We start from the raw sequence: 26870 nt of genomic DNA on the forward strand, positions 1-26870 counted from the left end.
CGGCGCCGCTGTTTCTCACCCATGCGGAGTTACGGCGATCGTGCCCCCGGGAACGGCACCGAAAACCGGGACCATGGTCACGATTTCGGGGAACTTCGTGTGAACGGCTGACAACCGCCACGTCGGTCGGGCAATCTTCTGCACGGAACCCCTGGTGACCCGAGACGCCAGGGGTTCCTTCAATTTCTCCCGCGGATCTCTCGTGATGGTCGGGGGTCATTCCCGAGTTCTCGGCGGTGCTTGTCCGCCACCGGCGACGGTCCTGCCGCCGTACGGCTTGTGGCCGTCTGCCACCCTCATGCCATGGACATGCCCGCCGCCGCGATGAAGCGGCTCGTGCTGGAGTCCCTCGGGTGGCTTCTCGTCGTCGCCGGTGTGGCAGCGCTCGTGCTGCCCGGGCCGGGACTGCTCATGATCTTCGGCGGCATCGCGCTGCTGGCCCCGCACTACGACTGGGCCGAGCGGCGCCTGGACCCGATCCGGCTGCGCGCGCTGCGCGGCGCCGCGGAGGGCGTCGAGACGTGGCCCCGGATCGTGCTCTCGCTGCTCGCCGCCCTGTGGGTCATCGGCCTCGGGGTGGTGTGGATGCTCCAGCCCGCCGCGCCGGGCTGGTGGCCGGTGGCCGAGCGCTGGTGGCTCTTCGGTGGCGCCTGGACCGGTCTGACGCTGGTCCTCTCCGGCATCCTGGCGCTGGTCCTCATCGGCTACAGCTACCGCCGGTTCCATGGTCGCCCCGCGGCCGTCGCCGACCTCGAGCACGAGCTGGCCGACGCGGTGGAGGACCTGAAGCACGACGCCGAGCGACACCGTGAGAGGCGTCACCCTCACGCCGGTAACGACTGACACACCTCTCCTACAGTTCGGTTGCCACTCGCGCGCTGCACTGCCGAGCGGGGCCGGGTGGCCCTATGGTCAGCGGTGGGACGCGACGGGGGGTCGCGGTGGAGGGGGACGAGCGAGATGGAAGCGACGACGGCCGACCGGCTGCGCGTCAGCGTGGTCCTTCCCGTGCGGGACCAGGCCACCAGCGTCGCGCTCGTGCTGCGTCAACTGTCGGGCGACCTCGTCCACCAGATCGTCATCGTCGACCGCGAGAGCTCCGACGGCACCCTCGAGGCCGCCCGCTCCGTGCGTCCCGACGCGACCATCCGACGGCTGCCGCGCACCGCAGGCCGACGGCTCGCGCTGGCCGAGGGCTTCGCCGCGGCCACCGGCGACGTCGTCGTCACCCTGCCGGTGGACGGCTCCGCGGACCCGACCGAGATCGAGCGGTACGTCGCGGCGCTCGCGGCCGGGGCCGACTTCGTCAAGGGGTCGCGCGTCGTCGTCGGAGGCGGTTCCACGGCGCTGAGCCCGCTCACGATCGTCTGGCTGCGGCTGCTGTCGTGGTTCGCCAACCGGATCACCGGAGCGGGGTTCACCGACGTCGCGCACGCCAGCTTCGCCCTCTGGACCCACTACGCCCGCGAGCTCGACCTCGCCGGCCTCGGCGGACGCCGTCCGCACGACACGGTCGTCGACGTGCTCTTCGCCTGCCGGGTCGCCGCCGCCGGCGCCGCGGTGGTCGAGGTGCCGAGCACCGAGCGGGTCCGGCTCTTCGGCAGTCGCCCCCAGCGGCTCCCGGCGTTCCGCCTGCTGCACGCCCTGTGGCGTGAGCGCCGCGCCGCCGATGCCGGGCAGTCGTTCCCGGCTCCCACCCCGGTGCGAGCCGTGCCGAGCCGGGCCAAGGCGAGCACCCGCTCGGTCGCCTGAGCCACCGCGGGCCGCTACGGTCGACGGTGTGACGGCCGCACGTCGCGCTGACCGACTTCCCGCCGTACGACGGCGAGCGCTGCTGCGCGCCGCGCTGGCGCTGCCGCCCGCGACGGTGCTGGCCGCCTGTGACGCCGGACGTCCTGGCACCGAGCCGACGCCCAGCGCCGATCCGCGGACGCCCACGCCTCCTACTCCCTCCACCCAGCCGCAGGTCGCGGGCACGGTGGCGACCGGGCTCGCGGTGCCCTGGGGGATCGCCTTCCTGCCCGATGGCAGCGCGCTGGTCTCCGAGCGCGACCGGGCGCGGATCGTGCGGGTCAGCGCGTCGCGCGTCGTGCCGGTGCGCGAGGTCCCCGGTGTCGAGCCCGGTGTCAAGCCGGGGGGCGCCGGCGGCGGCGAGGGCGGACTGCTCGGGCTGGCGCTGCATCCCTCCGGATCCTGGCTCTACGCCTACCTCACCACGGCCGAGGACAACCGGGTGGTGCGGATGACCTGGGACGGCGCGCGGCTCGGCGAGCCCGAGGTCGTGCTCGCCGGGATCGCGGCCAACGTGCACCACAACGGCGGTGCGCTCGCCTTCGGACCCGACGGGATGCTGTACGCCGCGACCGGCGATGCGCAGGACGGTGAGCTCGCCGCCGACCCCACCTCGCTCAACGGCAAGGTGCTGCGGCTCACCGAGGCCGGCGGGGCGCCGGGCGACAATCCCGGGGCCACACCGGTGTGGAGCCGCGGGCACCGCAACGTCGAGGGCCTCGCCTTCGACGAGCAGGGCCGGCTGTGGGCCTCGGAGTTCGGCGACAAGGCGTACGACGAGCTCAACCGGATCCTTCGCGGCGCCGACTACGGGTGGCCCCGGGTCGAGGGCCGTGGCGGTCCGGGTCGTGCCCCGCTGGCGCAGTGGGACACCGACGACTGCTCGCCGGCCGGCGTCGCCATCGCCGGGGACCGGGCCTGGCTGGGGGCGCTCCGGGGCGAGTGCCTCTGGTCGGTCGACCTCGTGACCGGCGAGAGCCGACGGCACCTGGAGGGCCACGGCAGGATCCGCATGGTGGCGGCAGCCCCCGACGGCTCGCTGTGGGTCGGGACGTCGAACCGCGACGGCCGGGGCGACGTACGCGACGGGGACGACCGGATCCTGCGCGTCACCCTCTGAGCCGGCCGACGGGGCGATGTCCGAGCCGGCCGGTAGGTTGCCACCGACATGGCGGTCCATCTCCACCGCGCACCGCGCACCGACCAGCTCGCCGACGCGCTCGGCGAGCTGCTGAGCGTGCCGCTGCCCGACCCGTTCGCCGAGGAGGTCGTGGTGGTGCCGGCCAAGGGCGTGGAGCGCTGGCTCACCCAGCGACTCTCGCATCGGCTCGGTGCCGGGGAGCGCGGCGACGGGGCCTGCGCCGGGGTGCGGTTCCTGCAGCCACGATCGCTGGTCTCCCTGCTGCTCGGACGCGAGCGGGACGACGCCTGGGACCCCGACCGCCTGGTCTGGCCGGTGCTCGCCGTCATCGACGACCACCTCGACGAGCCGTGGCTCGCGACGCTGGCCAGCCATCTCGGGCACGGCCGCACCGGCGAGGAGGCGCGGCTGCGGCAGGACCGGCGCTGGTCGGTGGCGCGCCGGCTGGCCGGCCTCTTCGCGTCGTACGCCGTGCAGCGGCCCGCCCTCCTCACCGACTGGCGGCTCGGGCGCGACACCGACGGCGCCGGTGCGCCCCTCGATGCCGACCTGCACTGGCAGGCCGAGCTGTGGCGGCGTCTGGTCGCCAGGCTCGCCGCGGCCGGCGAGGTTGCACCCGACGAGCGTCACATTCGCACCTGCGAGCTGCTCGCGGCCGGTGGCGAGGCGCTCGAGCTGCCGGAGCGGCTCTCGCTCTTCGGCCACACGCGGCTGCCCGCTACCGAGGTCGAGCTGCTCGACGCGCTGGGCCGCCATCGTGACGTCCACCTCTGGTTGCCCCAGCCCTCGCCGGCGCTGTGGGACGCGCTGTCGGGACTGGGCGGACCGGTGCCGCGGCTCGCGGACACCTCCGTCGAGCGCGTCGGCCACCCGCTGCTCGCCTCGCTGGGCCGCGACGCCCGCGAGCTGCGCCGCACCCTCGACCCGCTCGCGGCCGGGCCGTCCCCGGTGGTCGAGCCGGCGAGCGAAGCGAGCCGCGTCGAGACCACCCCCCAGCCGACGACCCTGCTCGGCCTGCTCCAGGCCGACCTGCGCGCCAACCACGCACCGAGCCCCGCCGAGCGCGCCGCCCGCGTGCACGCCGACGACGACCGCAGCGTCCAGGTCCACGCCTGCCACGGCCCGGCGCGGCAGGTCGACGTGCTGCGCGAGGTGCTGGTCGGGCTCCTGGACGACGACCCGACGCTGGAGCCGCGCGACATCCTCGTGATGTGCCCCGACATCGAGACCTACGCCCCGCTGATCTCGGCCGGCTTCGGCCTCGCTGACGTCATCGAGGAGGGCGAGGAGCATCCGGCCCACCGGCTCCGGGTGCGGCTCGCCGACCGGGCGCTGAGCAGCACCAACCCGCTGCTCGCCGTGGCCCTCGACCTCGTCGGGCTGGCCGGTGGCCGGATCACGGCCAGCGAGGTGCTCGACCTGGCCTCGGCGGAGCCGGTGCGGCGGCGGTTCCGGCTCACCGACGACGACCTGAGCCGCATCACCCGCTGGGTCGGTGAGGCGGGCATCCGCTGGGGGCTCGACGCCGACCAGCGGGCGGGCTTCCAGATGCAGGGGTTCGGTCACAACACCTGGCGGGCAGGGCTGGACCGGATCCTGCTCGGCGTCGCGATGAGCGGTGACGACCACGCGCATCTGGGACGGGGCCTGCCGCTCGACGACGTCGGCAGCGGCGACATCGACCTCGCCGGTCGTCTGGCCGAGTTGCTCAACCGGCTGGAGACCTGCCTGCGCGGCCTGGGTGCCGCCCACGGCATCGAGGCCTGGATGTCGGCGCTCCGCGACGGAGTCCGGGGGTTGACGGAGGTCGAGACCGACGACGCCTGGCAGGTGCCGCAGTTCGAGCGCGAGCTGGCCCGGGCCGTCGACAGCGAGGTCAACCGGGGCGTCAACGGGATTGGCCTGCGCCTCGCCGACGTCCGCGCGTTGCTGGAGTCGCGGCTCGCGGGCCGACCCACCCGGGCCAACTTCCGCACCGGCACGCTGACCGTCTGCACGATGGTGCCGATGCGCTCGGTCCCGCACCGGGTCGTCTGCCTGATCGGACTCGACGACGGCGTCTTCCCCCGCACCGGAGCGGTCGACGGCGACGACGTGCTGGCCCGGCGACCGCTCACCGGTGAGCGCGACGCCCGCAGTGAGGACCGTCAGCTGCTCCTCGACGCGATCCTGGCCGCGACCGAGACGCTCGTCGTCACCTACACCGGCGCCAACGAGCACAGCGGGGCGGGGCGGCCGCCCGCCGTACCCCTCGGCGAGATCCTGGACGCTCTCGACCGCACCACCGCCGCGCCCGTCCGCGACCGCGTGCTGGTGCGGCACCCGCTCCAGCCGTACGACGCCCGCAACCTGAAGCCGGGAGCGCTGGTCGGCGACGGGCGACCGTTCAGCTTCGACGCCACCGCGCTGGCCGGAGCGCGTGCGGCCGCCGGCGAGCGGACGAGTCGGGCCGCGTTCCTGCCGGGTCCCTTGCCGGCAGCGCCCAGCGGGGACGTGACGTTGGAAGAGCTCAAGCGGTTCCTCGCCCATCCGGCGCGGGCGTTCCTGCGCGACCGGCTCGACGTGTCCACGCCGCTGGAGGCCGAGGAGGTCGCCGACGCGATCCCGATCGACCTCGGCGGCCTGGAGAAGTGGGACGTCGGCGACCGGTTGCTCCGCGAGGTGATGGCGGGGCAGGACCCGACCGCGGTGCTGCTCGCGGAGCAGCTGCGCGGCACCCTGCCGCCCGGCACGCTCGGCACGCGGGCGTTGACGACGATCGCCGGTGAGGCGCAGCAGCTGGTCGCCCGCACCGCCGACCTCCGGGCGGGCCAGCCGCGCAGCATCGACGTGGACGTCGACCTGGGCGGCGGCCGTCGGCTCACCGGCACCGTCACCGGCGTACACGGCAGCAAGGTGGTCTCGCTCGGGTTCGGGCGGCTCAAGGCCAAGCAGCGACTGCACTCCTGGGTCGACCTGCTGGCCCTGAGCGCCACCCACCCCGACGAGCACTGGACGGCGCACGCGGTCGGCAAGCACCGGGCCGGCCCGGTGCGGGCGCTCGCCGGCCCCGTCGACCACCGTGCGGCCGACTGGCTGCGCGAGCTGGTGGCGCTGCGCGACGAGGGGCTGCGGCGGCCGCTGCCGCTGCCGGTGGCCGCGTCCTGCGCGTGGGCGGAGGCACGGGTCCGCGAGCTGGCCGGACAGGACGTGTCACCGGCCGAGGCGGCGGCGCGCGAGTGGCGCACCGACCCGAACAACGCCTACGGCATCACCGGTGAGGACGCCGAGGCTCCGCACGTCCGGGTGTGGGGTGACCGCGCACCGGTCGAGTGCCTGCTCGACGCGGGGCTCGGCGACCTGGCCTGGCGGGTGTGGGAGCCGCTGGTGACGGGGCTGGAGAGGGTGGGGCCTCTATGACCCGCCCGAGCGCCTTCGACATCACCGGCCCGCTGCCCACCGGCACCACCCTGCTGGAGGCCAGCGCCGGCACCGGCAAGACCTGGACCATCGGCGCGCTCGTGACCCGGTACGTCGCCGAGGGCCATGCTCGGCTCGAGGAGCTGCTGGTCGTCACGTTCGGCCGCGCCGCCAGCCAGGAGCTGCGTGAGCGGGTGCGGGCGCAGCTGGTCGAGGCCGAGCGCGCGTTGGCCGGGGAGGAGGTGCCGGCCACCGACCTCATGGACGTGCTGCTCGTCGACGACCCCGCCGAGCGGGCGTGCCGGCACCGCCGGGTGAGTGAGGCGCTGGCCGGGTTCGACGCCGCGACGATCGCCACGACGCACCAGTTCTGCAGCCTGGTGCTGTCCTCGCTCGGCGTGGCCGGTGACACCGACATCCGAGCGCGGCTGGTGGAGGACCTCGACGACCTGCTGACCGAGGTCGTCGACGACCTCTATCTGCGCGCCTACGCGTTCGGGGACGCCGAGCCCGACTTCCCGATCGCGGTCGCCCGCCAGATCGCGCGGGCCGCGGTCGCCGACCCGCAGGCGCGGCTGGAGCCGGGCGACGCCGACCCGCAGAGTCCCGCCGGCCGCCGCGTCGCGTTCGCCCGCAAGGTCCGCGAGGAGCTCGAACGGCGCAAGCGGCGGCTCGGGATCCTCTCCTACGACGACCTGCTCAGCCAGCTCGCCGACGCGCTCGCCGATCCCGACGCCCCCGCCAGGGCTCGGATGCGGCAGCGGTGGCGGATCGTGCTGGTCGACGAGTTCCAGGACACCGACCCGGTGCAGTGGCAGGTGCTGGACCGGGCGTTCTCGGGGCACGCCACGATGGTGCTCATCGGCGACCCCAAACAGGCGATCTACGCCTTCCGGGGCGGCGACGTGACGACGTACCTCCAGGCTGCGAGCACCGCTGCCGTCCAGCACACCCTCGACACGAACTGGCGCAGCGACGACGCGCTGCTCACCTCCTTCCAGCGGCTGCTCGCCGGGGCGGCGCTCGGAGACGAGCGGATCGTGGTCCACGACGTCGCTGCCCACCACGCCGGGACCCGGCTGGCGGGTGCGCCACAACCGGCGCCGTTCCGGCTGCGGGTGGTGAGTCGTGAGCAGCTCGGCCGGCGCGGCACCCGCCCCCTGACGGTGGGCGACGTACGCCCGCACATCGCCCAGGACCTGGCGCTCGACGTGAAGGCGCTGCTCGCGTCCCGGGCGACCTTCGACGGGCGGCCGCTCGAGCCGCGCGACGTCGCGGTCATCGCCTACCGCCACGCCGACCTCGCCGCGGCCCAGCAGGCGCTGCGCGAGGTCGGGGTCCCGGCCGTGATCGCCGGCGGCGGGTCGGTCTTCGCGACCCCGGCCGCCGTGGAGTGGCTCGAGCTGCTGGAGGCGCTCGAGCAGCCGCACCGCACGGCCCGGGTCCGGGCGGCGGCGCTGACCTGCTTCGTCGGGCAGACGCCGGAGGCGCTCGATGCCGGCGGTGACCAGCTCACCGACGACGTCGCCGAGCGGCTGCGACGCTGGGCCGAGGTCTTCACGCTGCGGGGTGTCGCGGCGGTGCTCGAGGCGGCGACCGCGGCGGGCCTGACCGCACGCGTCCTGAGCACGGTCGGCGGCGAGCGCCGACTCACCGACCTGCGCCACATCGGCGAGGCACTCCACGAGGTGGCCCTGTCCGAGCGGCTCGGCCCGGTCGCCATGGTGGCGTGGCTGCGGGGGCAGATCGCCGAGGGCCGCGCCGGGCGCGGCGCCGAGCGCACCCGTCGCCTCGACTCCGACGCCGCGGCGGTCCAGCTGGTGACGATCCACGCCAGCAAGGGGCTCGAGTACCCCGTCGTCTACGTCCCCTCGCTGTGGGACCGCAACGTGCCGAAGCCGAGCACACCGCTCTTCCACGACGACGAGGGCCATCGCTGCCTCAACGTCGGTGGCAGTGGGCCCGGCTGGGGTGACCACGTCGCCCGCTGGGCGCGCGAGGAGGCGGGGGAGTGGCTCCGGCTGCTCTACGTCGCGGTGACCCGCGCCCAGTCACAGGTCGTGGCCTGGTGGGCGCCGACGCGCAACACGCCGGCGTCGCCGCTGCACCGGATGATGCAGGGCCGTCGCCCGGGGCAGGCCGAGGTGCCCCAGGAGTTCGACAACCGGTCCGACGAGGACGCCGCCATGGTCTTCCGGCACTGGCAGGAGGCAGGCGGACCGGTGCCCGAGCCGGCGCGGTGGGCGCCCGAGGCGGCCGACCCGCCGCGCGAGCCGGCGGGACAGCTCGCGGTGCGGCGGTTCACCCGCGAGGTCGACACGGCGTGGCGGCGTACGTCGTACTCCGCGCTCACCGCCGTCGCTGACACGCCCGCGCCGCTGGTCGCCTGCGAGCCCGAGGCCACCGCCAAGCAGGATGAGGGCCTGGCGGCCACCCTGACGACCACCTCGACGACCACCGTGACGACGGACCTGCCCGCCGACCCCGTGCACCCCGTGCCCTCGAGCGCATCGCCGATGGCGGACCTGCCGGTGGGTGCGACCTTCGGCTCGCTGGTGCACGGCGTGCTCGAGCACACCGATCCCGACGCTGCCGACCTGCGCGCCGAGCTGCTCGGTCAGATCGAGGAGCAGCTGGTCCGGTGGCCGGTCGATCTCGACGTGGGTGTGCTGGCCGACGCGCTCGTGCAGGTCCTCGACAGCCCGCTCGGCCCGCTGGCCGGCACGACGCTGCGGCAGGTGCCGCTGCGTGACCGGCTCCGCGAGATGGAGTTCGAGCTGCCGCTGGCCGGGGGCGACGGAGGTGGTCTCGACACGACTCGCTCCGCTCGTCGGCTCGACCACCGAGGGACCGGTGAGACGCGACTCGGCGCGCTGGCGCCGCTGCTGCGCGCGCACCTGCCCGACGGCGACCCGGTGCGTGCCTACGCCGACGCGCTCGACCGACCGGCGTTGGGCGGTCAGAGCCTGCGCGGCTACCTGACCGGGTCGCTCGACCTGGTGATGCGGGTCCGACCCGACGGTGGTGAGCCGCGCTACCTCGTCGTCGACTACAAGACCAACCGGCTCGGGGACCTCGAGCGGCCGCTCACCGCCCATGACTACCGCCCCGAGCTGCTCGCCGCCGCCATGGGCCACTCCGACTACCCGCTGCAGGCGCTGTTGTACGCCGTAGTGCTGCACCGGTTCCTGCGCTGGCGGCAGCCCGGCTACGACCCGGCGGTCCATCTCGGTGGGGTGCTCTACCTCTACGTCCGCGGCATGTGCGGACCGGACACGCCGCTCGTCGGCGGCGACCCGTGCGGGGTGTGGTCGTGGCGGCCGCCGGTCGCGCTGGTCGAGGCGGTCTCCGACCTGCTCGACGGACGCGTCACGACGGGAGCCGGCCGATGACCGGATCGACGATCGGGCCGACAACGCTGGGCGTCTTCGCGCCGACCTCCGAGCACGACAGCCGCCTCGTGCGCGGCGCCTCCGGACTGCTGGGCGAGCTCAACGTCGCCGGGGTGCTGGAGCCGGCCGACGTCCACGTGGCGGCGCGGCTCGGCGACCTGGGCGGCGAGGCCGACGAGCAGGTGCTCGCGGCGGTCGCCCTGGCGGTGCGGGCCGTGCGGCACGGCTCGGTCTGCCTCGATCCGACCACTGTGCCGGACCTCGCCCCCGATGTCGCCTGGCCGGACCCCGACGCCTGGCTCCACCAGGTGGCCGCCTCACCGCTCGCCGCCGCCGGCGCGGTCCGGGTCGACCACGGCCTTCTCTACCTCGACCGGTTCCACCGCCTCGAAGGGCAGATCGTCGACGACCTCGGCGCCCGCCTGCAGCGGCCGGCGCCGCCGGTCGACGAGGCGGCCCTGACCGCCGCGCTCGATCGGGTGCGCGGCGGTCGGCTCAGCGCGGAGCAGGAGGCGGCCGCCGTACGGGCCGTGCGGCAGTGGACCACCGTGCTCACGGGCGGTCCGGGCACCGGGAAGACCACCACGGTCGCCCGCCTGCTGGCCCTCCTCGCCGACCAGGCCGCCCAGCAGGGCCGTCGGCTCTCGATCGCGCTCAGCGCGCCCACCGGCAAGGCCGCCACCCGGCTGCAGGAGGCGGTCGACCACGAGCTCGCCGAGCTACCCACCGAGGACCGCGACCGCGTCGGCCGTCCCGACGCCGTGACGCTCCACCGGCTGCTGGGCTGGCGCTCCGACAACGTCACCCGGTTCCGCCACGATCGCGGCAACCGGCTGAAGTACGACGTGGTCGTGGTCGACGAGACCTCGATGGTCGAGCTGACGCTGATGGCGCGACTGCTCGAGGCCGTTCGCCCCGAGGCCCGGCTCGTGCTCGTGGGCGATCCGCGCCAGCTCACCAGCGTGGGTGCCGGCGCCGTCCTCGCCGACCTCGTCGCCGGGTACGACGGCCGGCCCGACTCGCCCGTGGTCGGACTCACCACCAACTTCCGCTCCGAGCGCGACATCCAGTCGGTCGCCGAGGCGCTCCGGCTCGGTGACGCCGACGGGGTGCTGGAAGCCCTGCGCCGGCCGTCGGCCGAGGTGGAGTTCGTGGAGACCGACGACCCGGGGCCGGTGCTCCGGGCCGAGGTGCTCGCCTCGGCCCTGGCCGTCCGTGCCGCCGCGGAGGCAGCGGACCCCGCCGGCGCCGTGGCCGCGCTCGACCGGCACCGGCTGCTCTGCGCCCACCGGGAGGGCCCTTACGGCATCCGGCACTGGAACCGCCAGGTCGAGCGCTGGATCGCCGAGGAGACCGGCGTCGAGGCCTACGCCGCCTGGTACGTCGGCCGCCCGATCCTCGTCACCAGCAACGACTACGCCCTGGGCGTCTACAACGGCGAGACCGGCGTGGCCGTGCAGCAGCCGGACGGCCGGCTGCGCGCCTGGGTGGCGGGGTCCGGCGGGCTGCGCGACTTCGCACCGGGCCGGCTCGAGGCGGTCGAGACGATGCACGCGATGACCATCCACAAGAGCCAGGGCAGCCAGGCCGACCGGGTCACCGTGCTGCTGCCCGAGGACTCCTCGCGGCTGCTGACCCGCGAGCTGTTCTACACCGCCGTCACGCGGGCCAGGCAGCACGTGCGGGTGATCGGGTCCGAGGCCGCCGTACGAGCTGCCGTGGGGACGCAGGCGCAGCGGGCCACTGGCCTGCGCCAGCGGCTCGCGCCCTGAGGCGGGACCATCGGCCCGAGTGCTGGTGACGCCCGGGTACGACACGGCTGCGGCGCTAGGGTCAAGGCATGCCTTACCTGCTGCGCGTCGAGCTGCCCGACGTCCCCGGTTCGCTGGGCCGCCTGGCAAGCGCCATCGGTGAGGCCGGTGGCGACATCGAGGCGATCGAGATCGTTGAGAAGTCCCACCACGGCACCGCGGTCGACGACGTGCTGCTCGAGACCGCCCCGGGCGGCATGCCGGACTCGATCGTGTCGGCCTGCAACGCCCTCGACGGCGTGCGGGTGATCTGGATCAGCCGGTACGCCGCCGGCGGCAACCTGTTCCTCGACCTCGAGGCCGTCGAGGACCTCACCGAGCGCCCCGACGAGGCGCTCACCCGGCTCGTGCACGTGCTGCCGCAGACCTTCCGCGCCGACTGGGCGCTTCGCGTCCACCGGGTGGGCGGCACGATCGCCGGCACCGAGTCCGCGCCCGAGGACCTGCCGTTCGTCGAGATCGAGGGCCCGATGCGGCTCGAGGTCGAGGGCGACGAGGAGACGCTGTACGCCGGCGCCCGGATCGACGGCAACGAGATCATCCTCATGGGCCGCCGGGGTGGCCCGGAGTTCCTCGACTCCGAGCTGGCCCGGCTCGGTCACCTGGTCAGCCTGGCGACCTCCATCGCCCGCCCCTGACCGCCCGCCCCCGCGCAAAAGGTCACCGTGACCGCTCGCGGCGAGAGTGACCCTTCGGAAGGGTCACTCTCACAGGCAACAGTCACGGTGACCTTTTGGAGAAGCGGTCAGTCGACCGGCTCGAGCAGGAAGAGCGGGATCAGCCGGTCGGTCTTCTTCTGGTACTCGCCGTAGGTCGACCATGTCGCGACGGCGTACTCCCACCACTCCTCACGCTCGGGGCCGGCGAGCTCGCGGACCGCGTAGGTCTTCTTGACCGGGCCGTCCTGGAGCTCGACCTGCGGGTGCGCGCGGAAGTTGGCGACCCAGGCGGGGTTCTCGGGGGCACCGCCCTTGGAGCCGACCGCGAGGTAGCGACCGTCGCGCTCGACACGCATCAGCCCGATCTTGCGGATCTTCCCCGACTTCGCACCCAGGTGGGTGATGACGACGATCGGGTCGTTGGTGCCGCGCAGTGTGTTGGCGCGGGCGCCGTTGCTCTTCTCGAACTCCTCGATCTGGTCGCGGACCCAGCCCCATTCGCTGGGGGCGTACTCACCCTGAAGTGTCATGTCCACCACAAGACCGCGCGGGCGGCGCGTATTCCGGGCCGATAGCCTCACGACCCATGAGCGCCATCGAGGGAGTCAGCGAGATCTTCGACCCGGCCGACTGGGACGTCGTCCCCGGCTTCGACGACCTCACCGACCTGACCTACCACCGCGCCAAGGAGCACGGCACCGTCCGGATCGCCTTCGACCGGCCCGACGTGCTCAACGCGTTCCGGCCCCACACCGTCGACGAGCTGCTGCGCACCCTCGAGCACGCCCGGACGTCGGCCGACGTCGGCTGCGTCATCCTCACCGGCAACGGACCGAGCGCCAAGAACGGTAAGTGGGCCTTCTGCACCGGCGGCGACCAGCGGATCCGCGGGCGGGCGGGCTACCAGTACGAGGACAAGGCGATCAGCGCGGGCGACACCGGGGCCGAGGAGCCGAGCGTCATCGACAAGGCACGGCTGGCGCGGCTGCACATCCTGGAGTGCCAGCGGCTGATCCGCTTCATGCCGAAGGTCGTCATCTGCGTCGTACCCGGTTGGGCGGCCGGCGGCGGCCACAGTCTCCACGTCGTGTGCGACCTGACGCTCGCCTCCCGCGAGCACGCGCGGTTCAAGCAGACCGACGCCGACGTGGGCTCCTTCGACGGCGGCTACGGCTCGGCCTACCTCGCGCGCCAAGTCGGCCAGAAGTTCGCCCGCGAGATCTTCTTCCTCGCCGAGGAGTACGACGCCGAGACCATGCACCGCATGGGCGCCGTCAACCGCGTCGTCGAGCATGCGCAGCTGGAGAAGGTCGCTCTGGAGTGGGGCCGCAAGATCAACGGCAAGAGCCCGACCGCGCAGCGGATGCTGAAGTACTCCTTCAACCTGCTCGACGACGGACTCGTCGGCCAGCAGCTCTTCGCCGGCGAGACCACCCGGCTGGCGTACATGACCGACGAGGCCCAGGAGGGCCGCGACCAGTTCCTGGAGAAGCGGGAGCCGGACTGGAGCCCGTACCCCTGGTACTACTGAGCGCCCGCGCCGGCACAGATCCGGCGGCAGATCACCTCAGCGACAGGTGTGGCTCGAAGCTGTCGAGCAGCACCTCGCGCATCCGGTCCACCGTCATGTGGGGCGTGCCGGTGAGGAGCTGGATGGCGAGGCCGTCGACCAGGGCGGTGAAGCGGGTGGCCAGCAGGTCGGCGTCCGCGTCGGCGGCGAGGCCGGTGGCCTGGCACTCACGGATCAGGCCGAGCACCACGTCGCGCCAGCGGGCGTAGGCCTGGCGCTGCGGGTCGCGGAGCGAGGGCTGGATCATGGCCTCGTTCCACGACTGGACCCAGACCGACCACTCCTCGACGTCCTCGGGCGACGCGGGGAGCTGCACGTCGATAAGGCGGCGCAGCTTGTCGACGGGGGAGGACACGGTCGCGAACTCCTCCGCGAGGCGCTGGTGGAGCCGCTCGGAGTAGAAGGCGAGCGCGTCGCGCAGAGCGTCGTCCTTGGAGCTGAAGTGGTAGTGCAGCGTGGCGGGACTCGTGTCGCAGACCCGCGCGATGTCGGCGACCCGGACGCTGTGGAAGCCGCGTTGCGCGATCAGGCGCGCGGTCGCCTCGAGGATCTGGTTGCGGCGGACCTGCGCGTCCACGGGCTCCGCGCGCAGCCGCGTGCTCCGCTCCTCAGCGGCCAGCAGCGCCGCGGGCGGAGTGGCGGCGTCGGAGGTGAGGAACTTCAGCGGCACCCGCCCGACGCGCGCGATGGCGCGCAGCTCGGTGTCGCTGAGCCGGCGGGTGCCGCGCAGGCCCTTGGAGAGCGCGGTCTGGTCCATCCCGATCCTGGCCGCGAACTCCCGCTGGCTCATCCCTGAGGCTCGGACGACCCGGCGGGCGCGGTCGGCGACGGTCTCGGCCTCGCCGGGGATGCTGGCAGTCATGGTGTGACCCATTGTGCCCATGGTGGAGCCTGCGCGTCCGCCCGGCCGCGGGCTCAGAGCACGGCCGCGACCTCCTCGGCGGCGCGTTCGCCCGACGAGATGGCGCCGTCGATGTAGCCGTTCCACACGCTGGCCGTCTCGCTGCCGGCGAAGTGGACGGAGCCGGCGGGGGTGCGCCACCCGTCCCGGCCGTACGCCGACCAGCCACCGGGCCGCAGGTACGCCTCGTAGCCCCCCTCGGCGTACGGGTCGGCGGGCCAGATCTTCTCGGTGTAGTCGGTCGGACTGAGCGCCTGCGGTCCGACGGTGCGCGCCAGGTCGTCGAGGACGGCGGCCCGCCGGGCGGCGTCGTCGAGCTGTGCCCAGGCGTCGAGTCGATCGCCGTACACGAAGGCGACCAGGACGCCGCGTCGCGCGTCGTGCGGGGAGTTGTCGAAGACCACGCCCACCGCACGGTCGTGGTAGAGCGTCGCGACGCCGGAGTGGCCGTCGGCGCGCCAGAAGGGGATGTCGTAGGCGGCGTGGACCTTCGCCACCCGTCCCATGGCGGCCTGTGCCCGCCAGCCCTGATGCGCCGCCGGCAGCGGCGGGGTGAACGTGATGCGTCCGGTGGCGGTGGGCGGAACCGTGACGATGACGCGCTCGGCGGTCACTTCGCCGTCGGCGGTGTGGACGACGACGTGGCCGTCCCTCTGCTCGAGCGAGGTGACGGCCGTCCCCAGGCGGACCCGGTCGCCGAGGAGCCCGGCGACGGCCCGCGCCGGCGCCGCGGCCCCGTCGACGAAGCGGCTGTCCTGGGCGCAGCCGCCGGTCTCCATCAGCTGCTCGTACCCTCCGGCGGCGTGGACGTAGAACAGCACGTGCAGCATCGAGATCTCGCGCGGCTCGGTGCACCACACGCCCTGGATCGTGAGCGCCAGCCGGGCGAGCGCGTCCTCGTCGGACGTGCGGGAGCGGAACCAGTCCTCCGCGGTCATGGCGTCGAGCGCCTCGAAGTCCGGGGTCAGCCACGGGTGCTCGAGGTCCACCCGCCGGGCGAGCTCGTCGAGCTCGTCGGTGATGCGCTCGTAGTCCTCGATGCCGGGTCCGCTGGTGGGCGCGGCGCCGACGTACCCGACCGTCGAGCCGTCGCGCCAGACCTCGACGTGCTCGCCGGTCTCCCAGGTGGGGAACGTGGCGCAGTCGAAGCGGGCCGCCAGCGCGAGGAGGTGCTTCTGCGTCGGGCCGACCCACTGCCCGCCATGGTCGATCACGAGGTCGCCGCGGTCCTCGGAGTGGACCCGGCCGCCGACCCGGTCCGCGGCCTCGAGGACCAGGACCTCGATGCCGAGGTCGTGCAACCGGAGTGCGGCGGAGAGCCCCGCATAGCCGGCGCCGACCACGACGACGCGAGCACGGGAGGGAAGGGGGCCGAGGGAGCTGGGGGGAGTCATGGCGGACAGTGTTCGCAAGATTGATTCGCTGGTCAAGAGTTGCGACAAATGTCCGCACGACCCTTGACACGCCGAGTGGGCTCCGCAAGATTGACGCTCGGATCAATGTTGCGCAGATCACTCCTTCCGCCACCACCAGCCCCGAGGGACGACATGACGAACGACCATCAGACGACACCGACCGAGCCGACCGGCAAGGGCCTGCGTCCCGGAGCACTCGGCATGGCGAGCAGCGTCATCCTCGCCACCGCGTCCGCGGCGCCGGCGTACAGCCTGGCCGCCACCCTGACCTTCATCGTCGCCTACGTCGGCTTCCAGGCACCGGTGATCGTGCTGCTGGCCTTCGTGCCGATCCTGTTCGTGTCGTTCGGGTACGCCGCGCTCAACCGCGCCGACCCCGACTGCGGCACGATCTTCACCTGGGCCAGCCGGGTGCTCGGCCCCCGCGTGGGATTCATGGGCGGCTGGGCGATCATCGCGTCGTTCGTGCTCGTCATGGGCAGCCTGGCCCAGGTCGCCGGACAGTACGTCTTCCTCCTCTTCGGTGCCGACGACATCGGCTCCGACGCCTCGAGCCCGTGGGTGCTCCTGGTCGGGCTCGGGTGGATCGCCCTCATGGGACTGGTCTGCTACCGCGGCATCGAGGTCGCCGCGGCGGTCCAGCGCGTGCTGCTGTACGTCGAGTTCGCGATGCTCGCGATCTTCGCCGGCGTCGCGCTGGTCAAGGCCTACAGCGGCAACGGTGCCCCCGGATCGGAGACCCCGCACTGGTCCTGGTTCAACCCGTTCGCGATCGACTCCGCCAACTCGTTCGTCAGTGCGCTGGTGCTGATGCTCTTCATCTACTGGGGCTGGGAGACGGCGGTCACCGTCACCGAGGAGACGGCCGACGCCCGGCGGATCCCCGGTCGCGCGGCGACGATGTCCACCATCCTGCTGCTCGCCCTCTACCTCGGCGCGACGGTCGCCACGCTCGCCTTCGCCGGCATCGGGTCGACCGGCGTCGGGCTGACGAACCCCGAGAACTCCGGCGACGTCTTCTCGGCTCTCGGTCACGCGGTCTTCGGGGGCAGCGGCATCGGATCGGTCGCCTACCACCTGCTGGTGCTGATGGTGCTCACCTCGGCGGCGGCGTCGACCGAGACCACGATCCTCACCCTCGGGCGCACCATGCTGTCGATGTCGAGCTTCGGCGCGATCCCGAAGGCCTTCTCGCGCATCCACCCCCGCTACCGGGTGCCGACCGTCGGGACGATCCTCACCGCTCTCGCCGGGGCCACGTTCTACGTGATCATGAACTTCCTGGCCGACGGACAGGTCATCGGGGACGCGGTCTCGTCGTGCGGTCTGATGATCGCGTTCTACTACGGCCTGACGGGGCTCACCTCGGCCTGGGCGCACCGCGGTGTGGCCGGCGGTGCCCGGGTCCGTTGGATGCGCTGCATCCTGCCGGCGATCGGCGGCCTCGTGCTGGTCGCCGCCGGCCTGTGGAGCCTCCGCAACAACTGGAGCCCGGAGTCGAGCTACACGACCTGGACCCTGCCGTTCGGCCCGCACTGGGAGATCGGCGGCGTGTTCATCATCGGCGTCCTCACGATGCTGCTCGGCCTGGTGCTGATGGCCATCTGGTCCCGCCGGGCGCCGGAGTTCTTCGACGAGGGCCTGCCGCCGCTCGACGCCGACGACCTTGGGCGCGAGCCGGTCGGCCAGGAGCGCGCCTGACCCCGGACCGCTGCTGACGCCGACCGCCGACGGATGCCGTCGGGGCACCTGGTAGACCTGGAACGTGGTGCCCCGACGGATCGTCGCCCTGACCGGAGCCGGCATCTCCGCCGAGAGCGGGGTGCCGACCTTCCGCGACGCGGACGGGCTCTGGGAGGGGCACCGGGTCGAGGACGTCGCGACGCCCGAGGCCTACCGGCGCGACCCGGAGACCGTGCAGCGGTTCTACGACGCCCGCCGCGCCGCGCTGGCCACGGTCGAGCCCAACCCGGCCCATCGCGCACTGGCCGAGCTGGAGCAGGCACCGGGCATCGACCTCCTGGTGGTCACCCAGAACGTCGACGACCTCCACGAGCGCGCCGGCTCGTGCCACGTGCTCCACATGCACGGCGAGCTGCTCAAGGCGCTGTGCGTGGCGTGCGAGGGCCGTTTCCCGTGGGCCGACGACCTGGTGCACGGGCCGGCCTGCCCCGGCTGCGGGGAGCAGTCGCTCCGGCCCGACGTGGTGTGGTTCGGGGAGATGCCCTACGAGCTGGACCGCATCGAGGACGGCCTCGTCAGCGCCGACCTCTTCGTCTCCGTCGGCACCAGCGGCGCGGTCTACCCGGCGGCCGGGTTCGTGCAGGTGGCCCGGGAGTACGGCGTCCGCACGCTGGAGCTCAACCTCGAGCCGAGCGAGGGCAGCCACTACTTCGACGAGCACCGGCATGGACCCGCCGGCACGATCGTCCCGGCCTGGGTCCGCGAGGTGCTCGCGTGAGCACGGAGACCCGGCTCGGACGGGTCCTGGTCACCGGTGGGGTGAGGTCCGGGAAGTCGCGCTACGCCGAGCAGCTGCTCGCGGCCGAACCGGCCGTCACCTACGTCGCCGCCGGGCCGACGTACGACGACGCGGACTGGCACGACCGCATCGCCCGCCACCGCGAGCGCCGTCCGGACGGCTGGACGACGGTGGAGACCGGCGAGCTGGCCCAGGCCGTCGCGAGCGCCGGCAATGCTGTGCTCGTCGACTGCCTCGGCACCTGGCTGACGCGCGTCGTCGACGAGGCGGACTTGTGGGAGGCGCCGGTCGCGGATGTCGAGGCGCTGGTGGCCGACCGCACCGCGCCGCTGCTCGCCGCGCTCGGCGCCGCCGAGCACCCGGTCGTGGTCGTCACCAACGAGGTGGGCCTGGGGGTGGTGCCGGGGCACCGCTCGGGCCGGCTCTTCCGCGACCTGCTCGGCACGCTGAACCAGCGCGTCGCCGAGGCCTGCGACGAGGTGCACCTCGTCGTCGCCGGTCGGGTGCTGCGGCTCTAGAGCCGACCCGCGAGGCCCACCAGCAGCACCGCCAGCGCCACCTCGATCGCGGCGCCGAACACGTCACCGGTGACGCCGCCGAACCGCCGCACCGTGTGCGCGGTCAGCGCCGCGACGACCAGCACGGCGACCGCCGCCGTCACGGGCCCGGCGACCGGGTCGACGAGCGCCAGGAGGGCCGCGATCACGGCCCATCCCAGCAGCGGCACGAGCGTCGGCACCCGGCGTGTGAACGTGACGCCCAGGCCGTCGGTCCGCGCCGGCGGCACCGGCCGGGCGCAGGTCACCCAGAGCGCGCTGCGTGACGCGCACACCAGCAGGCCGGCCAGCGCCGCGGAGCGCCACGAGCCGACGTACGTCGCCAGCGCGGCCGCCTGGACGCCGAGGACGACGACGACGGCGACCACGCCGGCAGGACCCGCGGTGCCGCTCTTCATCACCGACAGCGACCGCTCGCGGGAGTGGGACGCGGTCAGCCCGTCGGCCACGTCGGAGAGACCGTCGAGGTGCAGCGCCCGACTGCCGACGGCCAGCGCGCCGAGCGCGGCGACGGCGACGGCGAGCGGCGGGAGCGACAGCACGGAGCCGGCCCAGCACACGGCAGCGACCACGACGCCGAGCGGCAGCACCGCGACCGGGGCGAGCAGCAGCGCCCCGGACGCCAGCCGGGGCGTCACGGTCGTGACCGGAGGGACGCGCAGCGACGTCAGCATCCCCGCGGCCAGCAGCAGGGCGGAGGTCATGGGCGGCACGCTATCGGCCTGTGCCAGGCTGCCCGCCATGACGCAGCGCGAGCCCGGAAACGAGCGCGGACACGAGCCCGGACACGCCGTGCTCGTCGTCCCGGTCCCGGAGCTGGAGCCCTTCGTCCGTGGCCGCTGGGAGCACTACGACCCGGCGATGGTGTCGACCGACCCGGCGTTCACCCACGCCCACGTCACGGCGCTGGCGCCGTACCTGACCGAGCCGACTCCCGCCGACCTGGCGCTCCTCGCGGAGATCGCGGCGGGGACCGAGCCGTTCGACTACCTGCTCGACGACGTCGCCGCCTTCCCCGACGGCATCGTGCACCTGCGCCCGGAGCCGGCCGCGCCGTTCGCCGCCCTGACGGCCCGGCTCTGGGAGGCGTTCCCGCAGTGCCCGCCGTACGCCGGCCGGTTCCCGCACAGCGTCCCGCACCTCACCCTCGACCTGGTCTGCGCCGAGGTCAGCATCGACTCCACGCGCGCGCTGCTCGGCGACACGGTCCCGGTGCGCTGCCGCGCGGATCGGCTGGAGCTGCACTGGTACGAGACCGGCAACTGCCACGTGCGGCACCGCTGGCCGCTCGGCGGCGGTGGCACGGAGCCGCTGCCTGTTCGTCAAGGTATGCAGGTCAGTTGACGCTTCCCGTGCGGAACTCCGCACGGGAAGCGCAGATTCGGCTGCATACCTCGCTGAACAGGCAGCCGAGCTTCACGGCGCCAGCAGCGCCCCGGCGTGTGCTGGCAGGGTGAGCCGCCCGTCGGCCAGGTCGGCACCGGACGGCGTGGCGAACCGGAGCGACAGGGCGTCGGCCAGGTCCACCGTGACGGCGTCGGTGCCGAAGTTCACCGCGACGAGCGTGTCGCCGCGCCACATCAGGAACAGTCGTCCCTCGACCTCGCAGCGCACCGAGGTGAACGCCGGGTCGGTCAGCGCCGGAAGCGCCCGCCGCAGCCGCGCGAGCGAGCGGTAGACCGCGAGCATCCGCTCGCCGCGCTCCGAGGCGAGCTCGGACCAGTCCAGCTGCGAGCGGGCGAAGGTGGTGGGGTCCTGGGGGTCCGGCACGGTCGAGGGGTCCCAGCCGTGTGCGGCGAACTCCTCGAGACGACCCTCGGCCGTGGCCCGGCCCAGCTCCGGCTCCGGGTGGGAGGTGAAGAACGCGAACGGCGCGGAGGCCGCCCACTCCTCGCCCTGGAACAGCATCGGCGTGAAGGGTCCGCACAGCGTCAGCAGCGCGGCACAGGCGAGCTGGTCGTCGTCGAGGTGCGCGGTGAGCCGGTCGCCGGCGGCGCGGTTGCCGATCTGGTCGTGGTTCTGGCTGCACACCACCAGCCGCCAGGTCGGCATCGTCGCGCGGTCCACCGGCCGTCCGTGCCGGCGACCGCGGAAGGACGACCAGGTGCCGTCGTGGAAGAACCCGCGCTCGCACACCTTCGCCAGTGCGGCGAGCGGCGCGAAGTCGGCGTAGTAGCCGTGCGTCTCCCCGGTCAGTGCGACGTGCAGCGCGTGGTGGAAGTCGTCGCTCCACTGCGCGTCCAGCCCGGTGCCGCCGGCCTCGCGCGGCGTCACGAGGCTCGCGTCGTTGAGGTCGGACTCGGCGATCAGCGTCAGCGGTCGGCCCAGATGGGCCGACAGCGCGGCCACCTCGACCGCCATCTCCTCCAACAGGTGCGGCCGGGAGGCGTCGACCAGGGCATGCACGGCGTCGAGTCGCAGCCCGTCGACATGGAAGTCCCGCAGCCACATCGTCACGTTGTCGAGGATCAAGCGCCGCACCTCCTCCGAGCCGGGCCCGTCGAGGTTCACGAGGTCGCCCCAGGTGTTGCGGCCCTCCTTGAGGTAGGGCCCGAACAGCGGCAGGTAGTTCCCCGACGGCCCGAGGTGGTTGTAGACGACGTCCTGGATCACGCCCAGGCCGTGCGCGTGGCAGGCGTCGACGAAGCGCTGGTACGCCGCCGGGCCGCCGTACCCCTCGTGCACCGCGAACCAGGCGACCCCGTCGTAGCCCCAGTTGTGGGTGCCGTTGAAGCCGTTGACCGGGAGCAGCTCGACCAGGTCCACCCCGATCGAGCGCAGGTGGTCGAGCCGGCCGATGGCCGCGTCCAGCGTCCCCTCGGGCGTGAACGTGCCGACGTGCAGCTCGTAGACGACCGAGCCGGCCAGCTGCCGCCCGGTCCAGGAGTCGTCGCCCCAGGCGTACGCCGCCGGGTCGAAGGTCCGCGACAATCCGTGCACTCCGTCGGGCTGGCGGCGCGACCGGGGGTCGGGTCGGGGATCGGGGTCGTCGTCGAGCAGGTAGCCGTAGTCGATCTCGCCGGTGGCCGGTACGGCGGACGCGGGCGTCCACCAGCCGTCCTCCTGACGGGTCATGTCGACGACGGTGCGCTCGGGGCCGTCCACGAGGAGCCGGACCCGCTCGGGCCGCGGTGCCCAGACGGCGTAGTCGTTCGAGCCCGTCATGACTCCTCCTTCACCAGCAGGGCGACCGGATGGACGGCCAGCAGCTCGGCCAGCCGCGCGGACCCCGCGTCGGTCGAGACCCCGGTCAGCACGTCGTGCCAGCGCCCGGGGGGCAGGTCGAGGGTGGTGTCGCCCCAGCCACCGCGGGCCGCGAGGCCGACCGGCAGCCGGGTGGCGACCGTGACGGCGCCGCCCCGGTCGAACGCGATGAGGTGGTCGCCGGCCTCGCCGGTGGCCGTCACCGGCGCGTAGGTCGAGAACAGCTCGGGTCGCTCCCGCCGCAGCGTCAGCGCGCTGCAGGTGACATGCAGCTTGTCGACCGCGTCGTCGGACTGCTCGCCGGCGAGCACGGCCGCGCGGTGGTCGAAGTCGACCGGGCGGCGGTTGTCGGGGTCGACCAGGGACGTCTCCCACAGCTCGCTGCCCTGGTAGACGTCGGGCACGCCCGGCATCGTCAGCGCGATCAGCTTCGCCGCCAGCGCGTTGGACCGCGCCGGCTCGTCGACCAGCGCGGCGAGGTCGGTCAGCACCCGACGTACGTCGTCGGAGGTGAAGACCGCGTCGACGGCCGCGTGGACAGCCCGCTCGTAGTCCTCGTCGGGCTCGGTCCAGGTGGTGTGGTCGCCGGCCTCCCGCATCGCCTTCTCGGCGTAGCCGTGCAGCCTGCCCGGCAGGTCGGGGAGGTGCTCGGGCGTCCACGCGCCCAGCACCGCCTGCCACAGCAGCGCGCCGAACCCGGGGTCCGGCACCGGAGCCAGCCGGAGCAGCTCCTCCAGCGCCGTCCGCCACCGATCGGGCATCTCGGCCAGCACCGTGATCCGGGCGCGCACGTCCTCGCCGCGCTTGGTGTCGTGGGTGGAGAGCGTGGTCATTGCGTGCGGCCACTGCTCGGTCCGGACGGCCATCAGCTCGTGGAAGCGGTCCACGGACACCGAGAACACCGAGGGGTCCGCGCCGACCTCGTTGAGCGAGGTGAGCCGCGACCACCGGTAGAAGGCGCAGTCCTCCACGCCCTTGGCCATCACCATGCCGCTGGTCTGCTGGAACCGCTTGGCCGCGGCCAGGTCCGGGTCGCCGAGCCACGGCTCCAGCGCGTCGTACGTCGCCTGCAGGTCCGGCCGCCGGCGCCGGGCCTCGGCGAAGGCGGTGTCGAGATGCTCGCGGCCCTCCGGCAGGTAGGACCGGTAGACAGCGAAGCAGGCCATCAGCTCGGCCACCGCGTCCTCGGCCCGGAACGCAGGGAGCGTCGGCAGATGGCGGCGCAGGTCGCGCACGATCCGCTTCACCTCCGAGCGCAGGATCCCGTCGGCCACCTCCCGCTTGCGGTCGTGCACCATCTCCCGCCAGTCGACCGGTGCGCCGCGCAGCATCGTCTCCAGCTCGTCGAGCGGCTGCTCCCCGGCCGGGTCGGTGAGCAGCCGGTCGATCACGGCGAGCGCGTCGTACCCCGTGGTGCCGGCGGTCGCCCACGAGGCCGGCAGCTCCTCGCCGGGCTCGAGGATCTTCTCGACCAGCACGTAGGCGCCACCGGTCAGCTCGGCGAGGTCGTCGAGGTAGCGCTTCGGGTCGCGCAGCCCGTCGGGGTGGTCGACGCGGAGACCGTCGACCAGCCCCTCGCGGAACCAGCGCCCGATCTCACGGTGGGTCTCCGCGAAGACGTCCGGCTCCTCGACCCGCACCGCCGCCAGGGTGTTCACCGCGAAGAAGCGCCGGTAGTTGAGGGCGTCGTCGGCGTCGTGCCAGCTCACCAGTTGGTAGTGCTGCCGGTCATGGACGGTGTTCGCCCACTCGATGGCCGAGCCGGCCGCGACACCGACGTCGTCGGCGGTCCCGGGGGCGACCGGGTAGACATTGTCGTGGTACGCCAGCCGCGGCCCGTCGGGTCCCTCGATGACCGCCAGGTGCTGGATCAGCCCGCCCGGCGCCAGGTCGTCGTCACCGACCACCGGGACCCGCAGCCGCCCGTTCCCGGCGTCCCAGTCCACGTCGAAGAAGTGGGCGTGCTCGGCCTCGCGGCCGTACTTCAGCACCTCCCACCACCACGGGTCCTCGGCCGGCGTGGCGACGCCGACGTGGTTGGGCACGATGTCGACGAGGACGCCCATCCCCAGTCGGCGCGCCTGCGCCGACAGCGCTGCCAGCCCTTCCTCGCCGCCGCGCGCCGGGTCGACGTGGTCGTGCGCGACGACGTCGTAGCCGTGGTTGCTGCCGGGCTCGCTGGCCAGTAGTGGCGAGAGGTAGACCCAGTCCGCCCCGAGGTCGCGGAGGTACGGCAGCCGGCGGGCCGCCGCGAACAGGTCGAACTCCGGGGTGATCTGGAGTCGGTAGGTGCTGGCCGGGACTCTCATCGCTCCTGCGCCTCGGTGATGGCGGCGACCGAGGCGTCGACCGACGGGTCGGGCTCCGGCTCGGCCGGCCGGTGCTCGCGCAGCACGATCACGCTGTGCCCGGCCAGCGTGAGCGTGCTGCCGGCGGGACGTGCCTCGCCGTCCGGGGCGGACTCGCCGGTGTCCACCAGGACGTCCCACGCGGCGCCGTACTCCTCCGGCGGGAGCGTGACGGCCAGCTCGTCGCCGGCGTTGAGGTAGAGCAGGAAGTGGTCGTCGACGATCCGCTGACCCCGGCTGTCGGTACCGGCGATGCCATGGCCGTTGAGGAACATCCCGAGCGCCCGGCCCTCGGCCCAGTCGCCGTCGACCATCTCGCGGCCGTCGGGGTGCAGCCAGATGATGTCGTCCAGGCTGCTCTCCCCGCTCCGGACCTCCGTGCCGGTGAAGAACCGCCGCCGGCGGAACGTCGGGTGCTGGCGCCGTAGCCGGATGAGGGCGGTGGTGAAGTCCAGGAGGGGCTGGTCGGCCTCGTCCCAGTGCACCCAGCTCAGCTCGTTGTCCTGGGCGTAGGTGTTGTTGTTGCCCTGCTGGGTGCGGCCCATCTCGTCGCCGTGCAGCAGCATCGGGACGCCCTGGCTCAGCAGCAGCGTGGCGAGCAGGTTGCGCTGGGCGCGGGAGCGGTCGGCGAGGACCTGCGGGTCGTCGGTCGGGCCCTCGACGCCGTGGTTGAAGGAGCGGTTGTGGCTCTCGCCGTCGTTGTTGTCCTCACCGTTGGCGTCGTTGTGCTTCTCGTTGTAGGAGACCAGGTCACGCAGCGTGAAGCCGTCGTGGGCGGTGACGAAGTTGACCGACGCGAACGGCTTGCGACCGGAGTGCTCGTAGAGGTCCGCGGAGCCCGCCAGCCGGGAGGCCAGCTCGCCGAGCGCCGGCTCGCCGCGCCAGAAGTCGCGGACGCTGTCGCGGAACTTGCCGTTCCACTCGCTCCACTGCGGCGGGAACCCGCCCACCTGGTAGCCGCCCGGCCCGACGTCCCACGGCTCGGCGATCAGCTTGACCTGCGAGACGACGGGGTCCTGCTGCACGAGCTCGAAGAAGGTGGCGAGCCGGTCGACGTCGTAGAACTCCCGGGCCAGCGTCGCGGCCAGGTCGAACCGGAAGCCGTCGACGTGCATCTCGCTCACCCAGTAGCGCAGCGAGTCCATGATCAGCTGCAGGGAGTGCGGATGCCGGACGTTGAGGGTGTTCCCCGTGCCGGTGTAGTCCATGTAGTACTGCTGGTCGTCCTCCACCAGCCGGTAGTAGGCGGCGTTGTCGATGCCGCGGAAGCTCAGCGTCGGACCGAGGTGGTTGCCCTCCGCGGTGTGGTTGTAGACGACGTCGAGCACCACCTCGATGCCGGCGCGGTGCAGGGTCTTCACCATCTGCTTGAACTCCTGCACCTGCTGCCCGGGGAACCGCTGGTCGTCGCGGCCGCTGGCGTAGGCCGCGTGCGGGGCGAAGAAGCCCAGCGTGTTGTAGCCCCAGTAGTTGCGCAGACCCTTCTCGAGCAGGGTGCTGTCCTGCACGAACTGGTGGACGGGCATCAGCTCCAGGGTCGTGATGCCGAGCTGTCGCAGGTGGTCGATCACGGCGGGGTGCGCGAGCCCGGCGTACGTGCCGCGGAACTCCTCGGGGACCTCGGGGTGGAGCTGGGTGAGGCCCTTGACGTGTGCCTCGTAGATCACGCTCTCGTGGTAGGGCACCCGCAGGCCGCGGTCGCCCTCCCAGTCGAAGTACGGGTTGACGACCACGCCCAGCGTCATGTGCTGCGCGGAGTCGTCGTCGTTGCGCTCCTCGGGTGCGTCGAACCGGTAGGAGAACAGGCACGGGTCCCAGTCGATCTCGCCGACCGTGGCCTTGGCGTAGGGGTCGAGCAGCAGCTTGCTCGGGTTGCAGCGGTGGCCGTTGGCGGGGTCCCAGGGCCCGTGCACGCGGTAGCCGTAGCGCTGTCCGGGCTGGACGCCGTTGAGGTAGCCGTGCCAGACGAACGCGTCGACCTCGCGCAGCTCCACGCGCGTCTCCTCCAGACGCCCGTCCGCGGCCTCGTCGAACAGGCACAGCTCGACGCGCTCGGCGACCTCGCTGAAGAGCGCGAAGTTGGTGCCGCTGCCGTCGAACGTCGCGCCGAGCGGGTAGGGCTGGCCCGGCCAGACATCCACGGGGTAGGTCATGCGCCCTCGGTATCCAGCCACGGCGAAAGGTCGCAAAAAAGTTCGAC

At 73.3% G+C, this 26870-nt stretch carries 19 protein-coding genes; 12 read left to right on the forward strand and 7 right to left on the reverse strand.

The window, feature by feature from the left end; genetic code table 11:
* Positions 1-303: 303 nt before the first annotated feature.
* The 7 genes from VGE38_RS14345 (at position 304) to VGE38_RS14375 (ending at position 12172) form a co-directional block, all read left to right on the forward strand.
* A complete protein-coding gene (locus VGE38_RS14345; RefSeq protein ID WP_331143231.1) occupies positions 304-843 on the forward strand; it encodes a PGPGW domain-containing protein in 540 nt (179 codons plus the stop codon).
* Positions 844-960: 117 nt separating this feature from the next.
* A complete protein-coding gene (locus tag VGE38_RS14350) occupies positions 961-1752 on the forward strand; it encodes a glycosyltransferase family 2 protein (protein ID WP_331143232.1) in 792 nt (263 codons plus the stop codon).
* Between the two features lie 28 nt (positions 1753-1780).
* Positions 1781-2911: a PQQ-dependent sugar dehydrogenase gene (locus VGE38_RS14355; RefSeq protein ID WP_331143233.1), complete on the forward strand. Its 1131-nt coding sequence runs from the start codon at positions 1781-1783 to the stop codon at positions 2909-2911.
* Positions 2912-2959: 48 nt separating this feature from the next.
* Positions 2960-6331, forward strand: coding sequence for an exodeoxyribonuclease V subunit gamma (recC, locus tag VGE38_RS14360; protein WP_331143234.1), 3372 nt, complete (start codon positions 2960-2962; stop codon positions 6329-6331).
* Complete coding sequence (locus tag VGE38_RS14365; protein WP_331143235.1) at positions 6328-9723, forward strand: UvrD-helicase domain-containing protein; 3396 nt, start codon at positions 6328-6330, stop codon at positions 9721-9723. Before recC ends, VGE38_RS14365 begins: the two co-directional genes overlap by 4 nt.
* Entirely contained in the window at positions 9720-11495 is a 1776-nt protein-coding gene (gene recD / locus VGE38_RS14370) for an exodeoxyribonuclease V subunit alpha (protein ID WP_331143236.1), read from the forward strand. Before VGE38_RS14365 ends, recD begins: the two co-directional genes overlap by 4 nt.
* Positions 11496-11563: 68 nt before the next feature.
* Complete coding sequence (locus tag VGE38_RS14375; protein WP_331143237.1) at positions 11564-12172, forward strand: ACT domain-containing protein; 609 nt, start codon at positions 11564-11566, stop codon at positions 12170-12172.
* 107 nt (positions 12173-12279) lie between these two features.
* Here VGE38_RS14375 and VGE38_RS14380 read toward each other — a convergent pair whose 3' ends face one another.
* Positions 12280-12723: a nitroreductase family deazaflavin-dependent oxidoreductase gene (locus VGE38_RS14380; RefSeq protein WP_331143238.1), complete on the reverse strand. Its 444-nt coding sequence runs from the start codon at positions 12721-12723 to the stop codon at positions 12280-12282.
* A gap of 56 nt (positions 12724-12779) precedes the next feature.
* Between VGE38_RS14380 and VGE38_RS14385 the strand changes: the two genes are divergently transcribed.
* The gene (locus tag VGE38_RS14385; RefSeq protein WP_331143239.1) at positions 12780-13724 is read left to right on the forward strand and encodes a 1,4-dihydroxy-2-naphthoyl-CoA synthase; all 945 of its coding nucleotides are present in this window, start codon (positions 12780-12782) and stop codon (positions 13722-13724) included.
* Positions 13725-13755: 31 nt separating this feature from the next.
* Here the strand turns inward: VGE38_RS14385 and VGE38_RS14390 are convergent, their stop codons facing one another.
* Together VGE38_RS14390 and VGE38_RS14395 are read right to left on the reverse strand one after the other, a co-directional pair.
* Positions 13756-14625 carry a TetR/AcrR family transcriptional regulator gene (locus VGE38_RS14390; protein WP_331143240.1) on the reverse strand — a complete coding sequence of 290 codons (870 nt, stop codon included), beginning with the start codon at positions 14623-14625 and terminating at the stop codon, positions 13756-13758.
* 53 nt (positions 14626-14678) lie between these two features.
* Positions 14679-16058, reverse strand: coding sequence for a flavin monoamine oxidase family protein (locus tag VGE38_RS14395; RefSeq protein WP_331143241.1), 1380 nt, complete (start codon positions 16056-16058; stop codon positions 14679-14681).
* A gap of 153 nt (positions 16059-16211) precedes the next feature.
* Between VGE38_RS14395 and VGE38_RS14400 the strand changes: the two genes are divergently transcribed.
* From VGE38_RS14400 to cobU, 3 genes are all read left to right on the forward strand, one after another.
* Positions 16212-17780 (forward strand): APC family permease, encoded by a 1569-nt coding sequence (locus VGE38_RS14400; protein WP_331143242.1) that lies wholly within the window; start codon positions 16212-16214, stop codon positions 17778-17780.
* Positions 17781-17844: 64 nt separating this feature from the next.
* Entirely contained in the window at positions 17845-18540 is a 696-nt protein-coding gene (locus tag VGE38_RS14405) for an NAD-dependent deacylase (protein ID WP_331143243.1), read from the forward strand.
* Positions 18537-19079, forward strand: coding sequence for a bifunctional adenosylcobinamide kinase/adenosylcobinamide-phosphate guanylyltransferase (gene cobU, locus VGE38_RS14410; protein WP_331143244.1), 543 nt, complete (start codon positions 18537-18539; stop codon positions 19077-19079). The genes VGE38_RS14405 and cobU overlap by 4 nt, the downstream gene beginning before the upstream one ends.
* On the opposite strand, the gene VGE38_RS14415 is transcribed toward cobU, so the two are convergent.
* Positions 19076-19822 (reverse strand): adenosylcobinamide-GDP ribazoletransferase, encoded by a 747-nt coding sequence (locus VGE38_RS14415; protein ID WP_331143245.1) that lies wholly within the window; start codon positions 19820-19822, stop codon positions 19076-19078. The genes cobU and VGE38_RS14415 overlap by 4 nt on opposite strands.
* A gap of 37 nt (positions 19823-19859) precedes the next feature.
* On the opposite strand from VGE38_RS14415, the gene VGE38_RS14420 reads away from it, so the two are divergent.
* Positions 19860-20462 carry a 2'-5' RNA ligase family protein gene (locus tag VGE38_RS14420; RefSeq protein WP_331143246.1) on the forward strand — a complete coding sequence of 201 codons (603 nt, stop codon included), beginning with the start codon at positions 19860-19862 and terminating at the stop codon, positions 20460-20462.
* Between the two features lie 72 nt (positions 20463-20534).
* Here VGE38_RS14420 and treZ read toward each other — a convergent pair whose 3' ends face one another.
* Genes treZ through glgX form a run of 3 tightly spaced genes read right to left on the reverse strand, consistent with a single transcriptional unit; the run spans position 20535 to position 26823 of the window.
* The gene (treZ, locus tag VGE38_RS14425) at positions 20535-22283 is read right to left on the reverse strand and encodes a malto-oligosyltrehalose trehalohydrolase (RefSeq protein WP_331143247.1); all 1749 of its coding nucleotides are present in this window, start codon (positions 22281-22283) and stop codon (positions 20535-20537) included.
* The gene (gene treY, locus VGE38_RS14430; RefSeq protein WP_331143248.1) at positions 22280-24631 is read right to left on the reverse strand and encodes a malto-oligosyltrehalose synthase; all 2352 of its coding nucleotides are present in this window, start codon (positions 24629-24631) and stop codon (positions 22280-22282) included. The genes treZ and treY overlap by 4 nt, the downstream gene beginning before the upstream one ends.
* Positions 24628-26823: a glycogen debranching protein GlgX gene (gene glgX / locus VGE38_RS14435; RefSeq protein WP_331143249.1), complete on the reverse strand. Its 2196-nt coding sequence runs from the start codon at positions 26821-26823 to the stop codon at positions 24628-24630. Before glgX ends, treY begins: the two co-directional genes overlap by 4 nt.
* Positions 26824-26870: the final 47 nt, after the last annotated feature.

It is taken from the genome of Nocardioides sp., from assembly GCF_036405735.1.
GTDB lineage: Bacteria > Actinomycetota > Actinomycetes > Propionibacteriales > Nocardioidaceae > Nocardioides.

Excerpts from the sequence above, each read along its gene's own strand:
- VGE38_RS14420 (WP_331143246.1), top strand. The coding sequence starts at position 19,860 with ATGACGCAGCGCGAGCCCGGAAACGAGCGCGGACACGAGCCCGGACAC.
- treZ (WP_331143247.1), bottom strand. The coding sequence starts at position 22,283 with ATGACGGGCTCGAACGACTACGCCGTCTGGGCACCGCGGCCCGAGCGG.
- recC (WP_331143234.1), top strand. The coding sequence starts at position 2,960 with ATGGCGGTCCATCTCCACCGCGCACCGCGCACCGACCAGCTCGCCGAC.
- VGE38_RS14365 (WP_331143235.1), top strand. The coding sequence starts at position 6,328 with ATGACCCGCCCGAGCGCCTTCGACATCACCGGCCCGCTGCCCACCGGC.
- recD (WP_331143236.1), top strand. The coding sequence starts at position 9,720 with ATGACCGGATCGACGATCGGGCCGACAACGCTGGGCGTCTTCGCGCCG.
- VGE38_RS14390 (WP_331143240.1), bottom strand. The coding sequence starts at position 14,625 with ATGACTGCCAGCATCCCCGGCGAGGCCGAGACCGTCGCCGACCGCGCC.
- VGE38_RS14395 (WP_331143241.1), bottom strand. The coding sequence starts at position 16,058 with ATGACTCCCCCCAGCTCCCTCGGCCCCCTTCCCTCCCGTGCTCGCGTC.
- VGE38_RS14385 (WP_331143239.1), top strand. The coding sequence starts at position 12,780 with ATGAGCGCCATCGAGGGAGTCAGCGAGATCTTCGACCCGGCCGACTGG.
- VGE38_RS14375 (WP_331143237.1), top strand. The coding sequence starts at position 11,564 with ATGCCTTACCTGCTGCGCGTCGAGCTGCCCGACGTCCCCGGTTCGCTG.
- treY (WP_331143248.1), bottom strand. The coding sequence starts at position 24,631 with ATGAGAGTCCCGGCCAGCACCTACCGACTCCAGATCACCCCGGAGTTC.
- VGE38_RS14415 (WP_331143245.1), bottom strand. The coding sequence starts at position 19,822 with ATGACCTCCGCCCTGCTGCTGGCCGCGGGGATGCTGACGTCGCTGCGC.
- VGE38_RS14400 (WP_331143242.1), top strand. The coding sequence starts at position 16,212 with ATGACGAACGACCATCAGACGACACCGACCGAGCCGACCGGCAAGGGC.
- glgX (WP_331143249.1), bottom strand. The coding sequence starts at position 26,823 with ATGACCTACCCCGTGGATGTCTGGCCGGGCCAGCCCTACCCGCTCGGC.
- VGE38_RS14350 (WP_331143232.1), top strand. The coding sequence starts at position 961 with ATGGAAGCGACGACGGCCGACCGGCTGCGCGTCAGCGTGGTCCTTCCC.
- VGE38_RS14345 (WP_331143231.1), top strand. The coding sequence starts at position 304 with ATGGACATGCCCGCCGCCGCGATGAAGCGGCTCGTGCTGGAGTCCCTC.
- VGE38_RS14380 (WP_331143238.1), bottom strand. The coding sequence starts at position 12,723 with ATGACACTTCAGGGTGAGTACGCCCCCAGCGAATGGGGCTGGGTCCGC.